Here is a 14,793-nt window from a genome sequence, read left to right as displayed (position 1 = left end):
TTGTCAGTAATTGCCCCGGCCCTTTAGTTGTAATTTTCTTTGCACAGTTAATAAGGCCGGGGTATCTGACAACAGAATTGAAATAATCTCATCCCATAAATTATGTTAATAAAAAATGACATTGCTATAAAATTTGTACAGAATCTTTGCTATTATCTCAATTCACTACTATATTCATTTGTGACAAATAGCAGATATGGTAGCGTTGGTATTTTGTTCTTTGTGTTTTTTAATCATTGTTATACTGTAAATGCCCAGGGAAATGGTAGTTTAAGCGGATTACAGGAATTACAAATATTTCAGGATAACCAAAATCCAAAGGCTATTTTTTTTCGTGAGCCTGAACAAAATGGGCGAAAAGAAACTACAGATTGGAACGAATGGTATCCTGCATATTGCAGTTTAATGGGATTTGTTGGTAAAGCGGTGAAGGAAGAGGTAACTGTGGATAATTTTGAACAGGTGCGCAATTACTTCAACGAATTAAAAGCATTACATCCCGAACAGGCTGTAATAGTCCATATATGTGGAAGAGGGAGGGATCCTCATTTCGCGAGGCAACCTTTTTTTGCAGGTCATTGGGTTTATTATAACGGAGCAATAATAGAAGAGAGTGTACCGGCCGAGGAGGGAGAAACGGTAATAAAAGTTTCAAACCCAAATCTTTTCAAGAAAAATGTTGGGCTAACTGATCATAAAATAAATGAAGACATTGGACTTTGTAAACTTGCACCGGACGGAAAACCTGATTGGAGTTATAGTGAACAGGTAAAACTTATTGACATTGATTATCAAAATAAAACGATTACTGTCGAGAGGGGAGCTTATGAAACTAATCCGTTGGAATTTAACGGTGGAGAAGCTTATGCTGCAGCCCACGTTTCTGAAGGGCCTGAAGGCTCAGATTCATATAATTGGAGATGGTACTATAATCATTCAACCTTGAGTCCTAAAGATAAAAACGGAAAGCAGGCAGGAGATATTTATGCTGAACAATTAGCCGGCTGGTTTAAGAAAGATAGTCTTTTTGAAAATTTTGATGGGGTCGAATTTGATGTTCTCCATCATGTTCCTATGATTTCAGGCCTGTCGGCTGCACGCGGAATGGACTTTGATGCAGACGGAATTGCCGACGGAGGATTAATTGATGGTTACCCAACATATGGAGTTGGAGCAATAAAATTTCTAAAAAAACTTCGAGAGTTGATGGGAAACGAAAAGCTGATTATGGCCGATTATGACCGGTGGTTTCATCAGCGTTCTGTCGGTATACTCAATGGAACCGAACATGAAAATTTCCCGACAGGTGATGATGATGATGATTTTAATGATTGGGGAGGTGGGATTAACCGGCTTTTGTTTGCCGCAGAAAACTCACAATCACCCCAGTTCAATTATATCAAATCAAAAAAAGACGACGACCGGATTGCTGATATCAGGCTTGCTTTTGCGGCCGCTGTAATTTGCGATGCGACCATTGCAGAGACCATTCCGAGTGGACGGACAGAACTGAGTGAAAATGTTTTTGTTTGGGATGAACTAAAAAAAGGGACAGAAAATGAACTTGGATGGCTAGGCCATCCGGTTGATACTGTTATAAGGCTCGCTACTCAAAGTACAAATGTTCTTGATGGTGTTGATATAAATGAAAAAATAGTATCATCAAACTGTCAGATAAACGATGAAGGCGGAGAACTGATATTGACAAAAAATTATGATGCTCAAGAATTTTTACAGTTTCAGCTCGGTAATTTAAATTGTCCGGGGCAGGATCTGTTTATTCGGGCCACAGTCAAAGCTGACCCCATGGCCAATTATCCAAGTGAAACCGCCAGAATAATGCAGGTCGCTGTTGCCGGGGGAGTGTACGGATCTAATGATGGAAATTTCATGAATAATGTAAATCTGGTGCTTGACGATTCTTTTGAAAGAGTAATTGATAATACCTCTATGATGCATGAAAACGCTTTTAATGCAGGGTTTTATTTTCGTCAGTTCAATAATCCCGCTACCCTGACATTTAATTTTGAAGGAAACGAGCCGGTCACTATCTCCGATATCGAAATATATGCAGCTCCTGATGTCTTGGTTCGTAAGTTTGAAGGAGGTCTTGTCATTGCCAATCCTTCTAAACACGAGGTGGAAATTGATCTTGACGAAATATGGCCAGGTGAAAGGTTCACGCGATTAAAAGGCTCCGGGGATCAAGATCCTTTTGTTAATGATGGACAAGAAGTCAGTGGTAAAGTAAAAATAGATAAACTTGACGGACTGTTCCTTGTGCGCGAAACAAATACTACAGGCATAGTGGAACCTAAAAAAGAGGAGAGCGGTTTTTGGGTTTACCCTAATCCAGCAAAAGATTTTATTTCCATAGAGCTCCAATCGTTATTTAAACAGCTATACTTATTCGATTATTCGGGAAGGACAGTCATGGAAATTACTCCTTTGGAACAAGAGCATATCCGCATTAGTACAGAAGCCATGACTCCCGGAATTTATCTCATCAAAGCTTTAAGGAGAGACGGGACAAGTACTTCTCAACAGTTAGTTATAGGGAAGTAATACTTATGTAAAAAAATACTAAACTTATTAAATTATAAAAGTATGATTTTAAATTATTTAAAAGAGGAGTGTAAACATCTGTTACAGAATGAATTCAGAGGTTTATCCTGTGGCTGCAGAAAATATCGCATCATATCTTTTCTAGCTCTTTTCTTTTTTCATCTTTTTGTTAGTGCGCAGGTGAATAAAAGTTCCCAGTTGAGCCAATTGCGTATCCTCAGGAATGATCAAAATCCTATCGTATATTTTTTTCGAGATTCTGAGCAAATAGGAAGACAATCTTCTACAACCTGGGAAGAATGGTATCCGGCTTACAGCAGTCTTATGGGAGTCGAAGGCAAAGCGCTTCCCGAGGAAGTCACAACGGGTGATTTCGGGCAGGTGCGCAAATATTTTAATAGTTTAAAAGGCTTACATCCGGAACAAGCTGTAATTCTTCACATTTGCGGGAGGGCCAGAGATCCACAATTTGAGACTGATCCTTTTTTTGCGGGCCATTGGCTTTACTATGAAGGTGCAGTTATTGAGAAGGATTTACCAGCGGAAGAGGGCATAACAGAAATCAGGGTAAGTGATATAAGTCTGTTTAAAAACTATATTGGAAATAAGAAAGAAAAAAGGATTGAAGACATTGGTCTTTGCCGGTTTGATGCAAACGGAAAGCCAGACTGGAATTATAGCGAACAGATCAGGCTTATTGAGGTAGATTACCTAAAGGGTACTATCAAAGTGGAACGAGGTTGTTACGGGACCAGTCCAAAAGCCTTCAAAGCAGGAAGTTCATACGCTGCCTCCCATGTGTATGAAGGGCCGGGAGGAGCTGTGTCAAATAACCTTAGATGGTATTATAACCATGCAACCGTAAGCCCACGTGACAAAAATGGGAAACAGGCGAGTGATGTTTTTGCTGAGCAATTAGCAGGGTGGTTCACAAAGGGCGGATTGCTTGAAAAATTCGATGGGCTAGAATTTGACGTGCTCCATCATGTACCTGTTCCAAATGTTTCGGATGGTCGAGGACTAGACTATGATGCAGATGGTCACCCTGACGGAGGTTTATTGAACGGTTATCCAAGCTATGGGATTGGCGCAATCAATTTTTTGAGAAAACTGCGAAAACTGATGGGAGATGATAAGTTGATCATGGCAGACAATGACCGCTGGTTTCATCAACGATCGGTTGGAATTCTCAACGGAATCGAACATGAAAAATTTCCAACGGGGGGTGATGATGCAGCATTTGAAGATTGGGGCGGCGGTATAAACAGGCTCATGTTCTGGAATGTCAATTCGAGAAAACCCGTTTTCAATTATATTAAATCCAAACCAAGTGACGAACGCATCGCTGATATCAGACTGGCATTTGCTGCAGCAGTAATTTGCGATGCAGGGATTTCCATGACCATACCCAGTGGAAGAAAAGAACTTGGAAATGAAATTTTTATTTGGGATGAACTCCGTAAGGGCCAGGAAAATAAACTTGGATGGTTGGGGAAAGGACTGGGGCCTGCAAAAAGACTCGCTACTGAATCAATAAACCTACTGGAAGGAGTAGATTTAAAGGAAAAAATAAAATCAGCCAACTGCTTAATAGACTTTGATGGGGGAACAATGAAATTAAATAGGAAATCAAGCGACCTCGGGTTTATGTATTTTCGGATTGGTGATTTTGGTTGTAAAGGGAAAGATTTGTTTGTCTCAGCTACGGTAAAAGCAGATCCCATGATTAATTATCCTATGGAATTTGCAAGAGTAATGTATGTTGATGCTGCCGGTGGGCCCAGAACTTCATATGACGGCGAGGTAATTACAAATTACTCACTTGTTCAAGATAAAACTTTCGAGCGGGTTTTGAAGAACATGTCTCAGATGAATGAAAAACCGTTTACTGCAGGGTTCTATTTTCGTGAGTTTAAGAATCCGGCTGAGTTGACGTTCAATTTTGAGGGGAATGAGTCGGTGACAATATCCGATATCGCTATTTATGCCGCGCCAGACGTGATTGTCCGGCAATTTGAGGGAGGGCTTGTTATCGCTAATCCATCCGAGCATGAAGTAACTGTTGATCTTGAAAAAATATGGCCAGGAGAAAAGTTTCGCAGGTTGAAAGGTTCCCCCGACCAGGATCCTGTTACAAATAACGGGCAGGAGGAAAATGGGAAAGTCACTTTGGGAAAACTTGATGGATTATTCCTGGTTCGACAGAGTGATAGATAATGGTAAGTTATTTTATGACAGGTTTATGTAGATCTATTGATTAGCCTGACATCTATGTTAATAATTTATTTTGCACATTAGTTAATATAAAGAAAATGAAACTATTTAGTAAGTATATAAGCAAAACCATACCTCTTTTTGCTCTTGCTTTATATTCTTGTTCGAATGATAAAGCAGAACAGAGAAAACAAAGAGAAGGCTTAGATGACAGAAAACAACCCAATATTTTATTTGCCATATCAGATGACCAATCATTTGGGCATACCAGTTTTGGTGGATCTGAATATATAAAAACCCCTGCATTTGACAGAGTTGCCCGGGAAGGAATTTATTTCAGTAATTGCATTGCCGGTTCGCCAGGGTGCGCACCATCGCGGAGTACTATCGTTACCGGTCGTTATCACTGGCAAAATGAGCAATCGGGGCAACATGCTTCTTCCTGGATGAAAAAACATATTCCTTTCATTGATTTGCTGGATGCCAATGGTTACGTAACAGGTCGTACCGGAAAAGGAGTTGCTCCATTTCAGTATGCCCGGAATGAGCAGGATTCTTTGTGGCGTGCTACTGATGCGGGGGGCATAACATACAGCAATATAAGTTATGAGAAAGGATCACCGGGAGATGAGAGGACAGCAGGAGGGATTAGTACAATAAACTATTTTGAGAATTTCAAATATTTCATGGAGAATGTGCGTGGAGAAAAACCTTTTTTCTTTTGGTTTGGTGCACACGAACCTCACCGCTCATATGAACAGGACTCCTGGAAGCGAAATGATAAGAAAACGGAAAATGTGAAAGTACCGGGATTTTTCCCCGATCGTGAAATTGTAAGAGGCGATTTGCTTGACTATGCAGTAGAAATTGAGTGGTTCGACCTTCATTTACAGCGTATGTTAACCTATTTGGAAGAGATAGGTGAATTGGAAAATACCATTGTTATTGTAACTGCTGATAATGGCATGCCCTTCCCAAGGGCAAAGGCTAATGCGTATGAGTATGGGATTCATGTTCCATTTGCGGTCCGCTATCCAAAGTCATTTCCAGGAGGCAGGATTGTGGATGATATGATAAGTTTTGCCGATTTAGCACCAACGATACTCGAAGTGACCGGCACAAGCCCTGAGGGAATGCTTCCTGTTTCCGGCGAAAGTATCCTTCATATTCTAAAATCAAAAGAAACTGGAATTGTTGATCCATCCAAAAAGTATGTGTTTACTGGACGTGAAAGGCACTCTTCATCCAGGTATTTGAACTGGGGATATCCGCAACGTGCAATCCGGTCCCAGGATTTTCTGCTAATCTGGAATTTGAAACCGGAACGCTGGCCAGCCGGTGCTCCTCAGCGTATTGTGAAAGGGACAACAGACCAACTCTGGCCTATGTATGGCCTCGATGACATGGGGATCCATCATTCGGACTGGGCCTTTACTGATATTGATGCAGCCCCGACAAAGTCATATATTATTGAAAACTGGCAGGATGAGGAAATTAATCCATTCTTTGAATTGGCACATGGTAAGCGTCCTGAGTTTGAACTCTTCAATGTTCAAAATGATCCTTTTTGCCTGACTAATCTTACGGGAAAGCCTGATTACGAGGAAACAGAAGAAGAGATGAAAAGGGCCCTAATGAAAGAATTAACAAGATCAGGAGACCCAAGGATAGTTGGACCAGACAAGGAAATTTTTGATTCTTATAAAAGATATAGTCCTATTCGGGATTTCCCAAATCCTGCTGAATAATACTGTTTTCGATGAATTGAACCAATAGACTAAAATCAAGTAAAGCAATTGATTATGAAAAACTCTGATAGACTCGAAAAAGTGGAAACAGGTTCTTCTTCCAACAGAAGAGACTTTTTGAAATCCACCGGGATGTTGACCGGTGGAAGCATGCTGGGGAGTTTAATCGCATCCCCGCTTCTTGCAAATATAAATTCTTCCGGGACCAAGGATGGCCGACAGGATATTTTTTACTGTGATATGATCGGCGAAGAGGTTAAAAGTGAACTGTCGTACTGGGAATCCTTGTTGTTCAGATGTTACCAAGGGATCGTTAACCGGCATTCGGCAAAGGTCTATTTCAATACGTATGAAAGGGGTATTTTCCTGGATTGGTATAAAAAATATGGCCATCTGAATTTTAAGAAATTTGGCGATCCCTATGCATTATTGAACGAACTTGGCTGGGAGGGTGTGAACGGTTACGTTGTCGTTGATCCGCTGGCGCCCGAGTCAATTAATATTGCTGCGAATTATGCCAGTCTAGAAAACCTTTTGCCGGTGACTGAAGAATTGCTGAAGGGCAAAAAACTACCCGGTTTAGCAGTCAGGCGTGATTTGAGAGAAGCGGTCAATGGGATAAAATTCAGGAACTTGAACAGATTGGAAACCTACCAATGGGTTTATGAAAATCAATGGCCGGACGCAAGTCGTGATCTGGTAACCATACTGAGTGGTGCTGAATACAAAAACGGGAAGCTGGAAACCAATTTTTATACGTCAAACAATTCACGCGACTATCCGGTAGCTGAACGGGCGCTGTTTTTTGATCTTTCCAGCAATCCTACCCATAAAGAAGAGTATGCGCTGAAAGACAAGATTCTTTCGGAACTGAATCCTCATGCCACTGTTTGGGGCTGGCATGGCGCGAGAGATTCAGAACACCAGCACATTAGTCAAATGTCAAAGCATGGCAAAATTGCTGTTGGAGGTGCAAATGTCGTCCCGAACTTTTCTTTTCACAGCCGGGTAAAGGTTGAGAATGGCGTGAAGAACTTCAAAAAAAGGAATATTGAAAAAAAGATAGACAAATCGCTGAAAGATAAAATCTACCTGGCATTTATTTTATCAGATGGCGACTCGTTGAACCATCTGCTGCGCAATGCACATGGTGGACAATGGCTCAGCAAGGAACGGGGAAAAATTCCTTTCAACTGGGAAATGCAAACGAAACTCGCCGACATAGGTCCCGGAATCCTTGATTACTTTCAGGCTACGGCAACCGAAAATGATCATTTCGTAGCATCCGCATCGGGAATGGGATACACCTTTCCCGGTTTCATGCCAGCAGATAAACTTAAATCACATCTTTATGCCACCAAGCCTTATCTGCAAAAGACCGGTCTGAGTTCGTTGGTCGTACTGAACAGTTATCGTTCTCTTACGGAAGAAAAAATGGCAATCTACAACGAAGCTTTGGGGCCGGATATTACCGGGATTGTGCAGGGGTACACGCGTGCGCCGGGAATGGAGCGTATGTATGGAAGCTCCAAAGAGGATGGCAAAATTTCCGATTACATGGTATGGTTGTCCAACGCCTTGCCGATTGCTCATACGGATACGGTAGAAGACATGGAAGAATATTTGAACCTGCTGGCAAAAAGGCGGACGCAGCGGCCGTTGTTCGTTCCCATTCACATCCCACGAAGTTATTTCAAATATCCGGATATGGTCAAACTGATGGGCCGCCTGGATGAAAATACCTTTGAAGCGACAGATTGCAACAGCTTCTTTGCCCGGTTCGCCGCGGCACGTACCAACCAGATTGGCCTGAATCTTCCCGAATATTTTATGCCGGAGTCTGTTGTGCTTCGCAACGGTCGGTTCAATAAAATCTTCGTTCGGTTGCAAAATTTTGGCGATGAAAAAGTGGAAGCTCGCGTACATCTAAAGTTAACCTGCGAGGCTTGGACGGATCCTTCCACATCGTCGCAAACGCTGGAAATTGAAGGTAAAGATCAGGCAGAAATTGGCTTAACGGTCAATTTGCGAAACAAAGAAGGCAGAGGCAAGGGGGAACTGGAATATCTGGTAAATAATAATTCCGTAATTAAGATCCCAGTAAGTTTTATATAATAATATTAAAAAAGCAGAGTTATGAAAAATAGTTTTTTCCTAAAATCAGAAGTGTTGTACAGTTCGATTATGTTAATTTTTTTGTTGGCTTCTTGCAATAAGAATGACGACGATAGTAGTGATGATGCACCAGCAAATATTGAAATTACCAGCATAGAGCCTGCCTCTGCTCAAGTTGGGGAAAACGTAGTTGTCAAAGGAGTAAATATGCTTTCAGTAATTTCTATAAAGGTTGGAGACCTTGATGCTGCTTTTAATGCGACGTCAGATTCAATAATTGAAATTACCATACCACAACAAGCCCAACTCGGATTGAATACATTAACTTGTGTGAACGACATCGAAACTTATACAACATCTGATGAAACTTTAAAATTCTATGTTATTGAATCGAATAATGAGCTCATCATGACGTTTGATGGGAACGATGCAGGCATTTACAATGGATTAGCAGATAAAGAAGAATCAACGGCATATGGAACGTCAGATGACCAGGATGTAATCGCTAATGCTGTTGGTTTGCCTAACTCGATTGATGGCAATTTTTTCCATTTTGAAGGATATTGTAGTGCAGATCTTTCAGGAACTTATGCTGCTACAACATGGAACAGCGACCTAATGTCACCGGGGACATATGCCGATTTTTTCTCAGATGTTTCACTTCAGGATGTCTATTTCAATATTCAGGTGAATATTGGAGATTTACCTCAGGGATATGATGGTAAGTTGTTTGGTTTAAAAGTGAGATTTGATGGAGATGATTACAAATTTATTCCAACTGTATCTGATTTAGCTAAATTGGGGGGCACTCCAAACGAAGACGGGTGGTATAATTTGAACATTCCTATGACTTCTTTCATTGACGACGCTGAGATTGGTACTTTCGAAATGAGCCAAATGCAACGGTTTGGTGTTGAGGTTCAAAGAAGTTATGGAACGGGAGGCACAAATGGTGTTCCATTGACAGAAGCTGATGGTGGTGTTTTTTACTCTTTGAGTTTTGACAATGCCAGATTATCAATTGGAGGGCCTTATCTCTTCAATTAGAAATATTGATGATCTAAAATTATTAGTTGCCTTAAGTTAAATAAGGAACTGAAAGAACAATTTATATCCTTGGCAATAAGCGTTTAACTGTAAATAAGCCTTCATAACCATGAGGTTCACATTCCGATGTTGTAAAAGGAGGAAAGCTCATGTTGCTAATGGGGCCGAGACCGAATAAAAACTGGGGAAGCGATCCAACTGCCGCACCTCCATCAACGCCGCCTTCAATGCAAGGTTTTGAGTAATTCACCGCAAAAATACAGTTTATGAAAACGAAAAACTCATGGCAAAAGGTTTTATTGACAGTCTGGATCTTAAAGATTTCCATCTTGGGCTACGCACAACTGGACACTGTAGATATCTATCCAGCAAAGAAAGAAGCGCTGAAGTACCTTAGCCGAGGTGAAACTGTCGAAAAGTTCGGGAAAATTTCCGATGCAATCTGGTCTTATGCAGAATTAGGGTTGCAAGAGTACAAATCCTCCCGACTTCTGGAAGAGACGCTGAAAAAGGAAGGTTTTACGGTGGAAACGGGTTTGGCAGGCATGCCTACCTGCTTTGTGGCATCCTATGGGTCCGGTAAGCCGGTAATCGGGATATTGGCTGAATTTGACGCGCTGCCAGCGCTTTCACAAAAAGGCCGCGTTGCCAGTCGGGAGGCTTTGATTGAAGGCGCGCCGGGACATGGTTGCGGACACAACACGATGGGGACAGCAGTAACGGCAGCAGCTATCGCCATTAAAAAGTCAATGGACAAGTATGATATCCGGGGAACGATTAAAGTTTTCGGATCTCCCGGCGAGGAGAACCTCATTAGTAGACCTTATATGATCTGCGCCGGATTGTTTGACGGCGTGGACGCAGTTATTGATAATCACAGCGATTACAAATTTGGAACGGGATATGGTGTGAAAGGAAGCGCGATGTATTCTGTCATTTTTTCATTCCATGGAAAAACAGCACATGCAGCATCTGCCTGGAAGGGAAGAAGTGCGTTGGATGCCGTTGAATTGATGAATGTTGCCACGAACTACTTGCGGGAGCATTTGCACTTTGGGCACAGAATGCATTACGTCATAACGGAAGGTGGGGAGTTTCCCAATGTGATCCCTAACGTAGCCCGGGTGTGGTATTATCTCAGAAACAGCGATGAACGAATCGGGGAAATGTACAGGCGAGTGGTCAATTGCGCGAAGGCCGCAGCTCTGGCAACCGACACGGAGATGGAGATCAGGTGCCTGACCGCTATCCATCAGCTACATGCCAACAAGGCTGCCGCAGAATTATATCAAAAAAATATAGAATTAGTTGGTATGCCTAAATGGACGGAAGATGAAGAGGAATTTGCCCGACAGCTTCAGGAAAATCTCGGAGCAGAAATGAAAGGAATGCCTGAAAACGTTGATCCGATCAAATCATTTTCAGGGCCTTTTACTGGCGGAGGTTCAACCGATGTCGGCGATGTATCGCTGATTGCACCGACAGCGACAATCGTTTTTCCCGGCGGAGTTCCCGGAAAAATTCCGCATCACTGGTCTTCTGTGGCATGCAATTATGGCTCCACGGCCTGGAAAGGACTCAATGCAGGCGCCAAAGCAATGGCCGCTTCTGCTATTGATCTTCTGACAAAGCCAGATGAGCTGAAAAAAATACGAATTGAATTTGAGGCATATTCTAAAGAGCATCCATATAAAACATTTCTTCCGGAAGATGCTAAAATTCCGCTGGATATTAACAGTGCTTTAATGCAAAAATGGAGGGGGAAAATGGAGGATTTATACTTGAATTATAAATAAAAATTATTGATATGAAAATTGAATCACTATTACTATCTGTTTTGTTAATGCCTTTGAGCGTATTTGCCCAACCGCTTGAAATGCAACAAAAATTTGATCTAAAGAAAGACCGGGTATTATATACAATCGGTTACAGTCATCTGGATACAGAATGGAGATGGGATTATACGGCATCAATCGATGAATACATCAAAAACACGATGGACGAGAATTTTCTCCTGTTTGAAAAGTATCCTGAATACGTTTTCAACTTTACGGGGTCGCGCCGTTACAAAATGATGAAGGAATATTATCCTGAAAAGTATCAGAAAGTCAAAGAATATATTGAAAAAGGAAGATGGCATATTTCCGGTTCTTCAGTGGAAGAAGGGGAGGTAAATGCATCGTCATCAGAGTCAATTATTCGCCAGGTTTTGTATGGCAATGATTTTTTTCGAAAAGAATTCGGAAAGGAAAGCTACGATTATATGCTGCCTGATTGTTTTGGTTTCATCGGCAGCGTTCCTTCTGCATGGCATCACTGTGGACTATTGGGATTTTCAACTCAAAAATTGAAATCAGGCGCTGCAATCGATCTTCCCTTTAATGTTGGAGTATGGAACGGACCGGATGGGAAAGGAATAATAGCATCATTAATCGGAACGAGTTATACCCGGGGGGTTGAAGAAGATTTAAATAAAAGCGATTTATTTAATGAACGGATTGAATCGAATTTAAAGAAATCGGGGTACGCTTTTGATTACGTTTATTACGGTATTGGAGATAAAGGTGGCGCCCCCCGCGAAAATGATGTGCGAAATGCTGTTCGAAATGCGAATAGTTCAGATGGAAAATTTAAGGTTGTTCTGACTTCAACTGACCAAATGTTCAAGGATATTTCACCGGAAATTCGAGAAAGTTTACCTGAATATTCCGGCGATCTGTTACTGACTCAACATAGTGCCGGTTCCCTCACTTCACAAGCGTTTTTAAAGCGAATGAACAGGAAAAACGAGAATTTGGCTCAATCGGCAGAACAAATGGCGTCGGTTGCTTCTTCTCTTATGAAAACAGAATATCCCCAGTCAAAACTTAACTGTTCCTGGGAATTGGTTTTGGGAAGCCAAATGCATGATATTTTGCCAGGAACAGCGATCCCTTCCGCCAATGAACTTGCTTATAATGACGAATTTATTGCAGAAAATGGATTCTCCGAGACCCTTAAAAATGCATTAAGTACAATTTCTTCACAACTCAACACCCAAGTGGAAGGGAGAGCAGTCATCGTTTACAACCCGGTTGCAGCTGACAGGGATGATATCGTAACGGCAGAGTTGGAATATTCGACTCTGCCCCACAATATTAAAGTCTTTGATACCAACGGGGAAGAAGTGCCTTCACAGGTTCTGTCTAAAAACGGGAATAAACTGAAATTTATCTTCCTGGCAGAAGTTCCGTCAATGGGTTTGGCCGTATTTGATGTTCAGGAAGCAAATGCAATACGGGAAGAAAACACCAAACTGACGGTAACTTCTAACTCAGTCGAAAATGAATACTATAATATTAAAGTTAATGAAAATGGTGATATTGCGAGTATTTATGATAAAAAACTAAAAAAAGAATTATTATTGAGACCGGCTCGTTTGGAATTTCTTTATGAAAAACCCAATAGTGCCCCGGCCTGGAATATGACATGGGAAAATCGCCAAAATCCTCCGATTGATTATTTTGATGAAGTTGCTGAAATAAAAGTATTAGAAAACGGCCCCGTCAGGGTAGCTTTAAAAGTAATTCGGAATAAAAGAAACACAGAAATTGCTCAAATTATAAGTTTGGGTACAGGGAGTGCAGGAAAAAGAGTTGAGATAAATAACCAAATCGATTGGCAATCAACGTCAGTAAGTTTAAAAGCCTCCTTCCCTTTGGTGGCAGAAAATGAAAATGCTACTTACAATATGGGAGTTGGAACAATTCAGCGTAATACCAATCATTCAAGGAAGTTTGAAGTTCCTACAAGGCAATGGTTTGATTTGACAGATAAGACAGGTGATTTTGGAATATCGATTTTAGAAGATTGTAAATATGGTTCCGATAAACCAGATAAAAATACTTTACGACTCACATTACTTTACACGCCTGGGATCAACGATATCAGATATTTTCATCAGGGTACTCAGGATTTTGGAATTCATGATATTAAATACGGAATATATAGCCACAAGGGGAATTGGAATGAATCTGAAACTCCGAAGCAAGCTGAATTTTTTAATAAGCCTTTAGTTGCCTTTGAAGCTCCAAAGCATCAGGGAAAACTTGGAAAATCTGTCTCATTTCTGGAATTTAATGATTCAAGTGTTGGGATGATGGCATTCAAAAAGGCCGAAAACAGTGATTATTATATTCTTCGTGTAAATGAATTGTTCGGAAAGGATCAAAAAAATATTGAGGCTTTATTTCAGGCAAATATAGTTGATGCCTATGAAGTTAACGGACAGGAACAACGGATCGGAGATGTTCATTTTAGTGAAAACAGGATAAGATTCGACCTTTCCCATTACACGATTGGAAGTTATGCTATAAAATTTGCTCCAGGTTCAAGTTTTAAAGATGTACAGTCAGTAGTTCAGTTGCCATATAATGAAGATGTTATGAGTTTTGATCGTAACAGGTTCGATGGTGTGATGAGTGAAGTCAGAGGTGAAGTCGAATTTGACAGGGTGTCGAATGTGAAAAAAAGTTATCCGGCAGAATTGGTTCCTGATGCGATTCTTAGCGAAGGCATTCGTTTTAGGATGGGTAGCAAAGAAGATATGCAAAACAATGTGGTAAGCTGTAAGGGACAGATCATTGAATTACCGGCTGGTAGCTATAATAAATTATACATTTTAGCAGCTGCGACTGGAGATGTTACAGATTATTTTTCTATTGGAGAAAAAAAGGTCGCTTTAAATATCCAGAATTGGTTAGGTTTCATTGGTCAACCCTATACGAGGATACTTAGCGCTGACGAAAAAGAAGTCCTTGCGGTAAATGATCCGTTTGTGAAAAACAGCAATATTGCGTGGTTTGCATCGCATCATCACAATCACTATCCATCAAAAAATGTAGCTTATCAATATTCGCACATATACAAATATGAAATCGATTTACCTGAAGGTTCTACAGAACTTACCCTGCCAGAAAACGAGAAGATTAAGGTTTTTGCAGTAACTGTTGCACAAAAAGAGGCCGATGACATTAAGTTGCTGCATTCGCTGACGGATAATTTTAAAGATAATAAGAAGTTTGTTCTGAGATAATAAGGTTTTTTGTCTTAAATAATTCACATC

The 14,793-nt window shown here is 40.9% G+C and carries 7 protein-coding genes; all 7 read left to right on the top strand.

What is annotated here, in order from left to right; all coding sequences use genetic code 11:
• Positions 1-102 precede the first annotated feature (102 nt).
• A complete protein-coding gene (locus N2K84_RS14415) occupies positions 103-2,565 on the top strand; it encodes a T9SS type A sorting domain-containing protein (protein ID WP_282592526.1) in 2,463 nt (820 codons plus the stop codon).
• Between the two features lie 42 nt (positions 2,566-2,607).
• On the top strand, positions 2,608-4,782 hold the full coding sequence (locus N2K84_RS14410; RefSeq protein WP_282592525.1) for a hypothetical protein: 2,175 nt from the start codon (positions 2,608-2,610) through the stop codon (positions 4,780-4,782).
• 95 nt (positions 4,783-4,877) lie between these two features.
• Positions 4,878-6,527, top strand: a complete 1,650-nt coding sequence (locus N2K84_RS14405) for a sulfatase family protein (protein ID WP_282592524.1) — start codon at positions 4,878-4,880, stop codon at positions 6,525-6,527.
• Positions 6,528-6,581: 54 nt separating this feature from the next.
• Positions 6,582-8,642, top strand: a complete 2,061-nt coding sequence (locus N2K84_RS14400) for a GxGYxYP domain-containing protein (RefSeq protein WP_282592523.1) — start codon at positions 6,582-6,584, stop codon at positions 8,640-8,642.
• 21 nt (positions 8,643-8,663) lie between these two features.
• The gene (locus N2K84_RS14395) at positions 8,664-9,689 is read left to right on the top strand and encodes an IPT/TIG domain-containing protein (protein WP_282592522.1); all 1,026 of its coding nucleotides are present in this window, start codon (positions 8,664-8,666) and stop codon (positions 9,687-9,689) included.
• A 266-nt stretch (positions 9,690-9,955) separates the two neighbouring features.
• Positions 9,956-11,485 (top strand): amidohydrolase, encoded by a 1,530-nt coding sequence (locus tag N2K84_RS14390; RefSeq protein WP_282592521.1) that lies wholly within the window; start codon positions 9,956-9,958, stop codon positions 11,483-11,485.
• A gap of 11 nt (positions 11,486-11,496) precedes the next feature.
• Positions 11,497-14,763 (top strand): alpha-mannosidase, encoded by a 3,267-nt coding sequence (locus tag N2K84_RS14385; RefSeq protein ID WP_282592520.1) that lies wholly within the window; start codon positions 11,497-11,499, stop codon positions 14,761-14,763.
• The last annotated feature ends 30 nt before the right edge of the window (positions 14,764-14,793 follow it).

Origin of the sequence: Gaoshiqia sediminis, from assembly GCF_025907915.1 — a bacterium.
Taxonomy (GTDB): domain Bacteria; phylum Bacteroidota; class Bacteroidia; order Bacteroidales; family Prolixibacteraceae; genus Gaoshiqia; species Gaoshiqia sediminis.
Note: the sequence above shows the minus strand (reverse complement) of the source record. Positions and strands in the feature narration are given on the sequence as shown.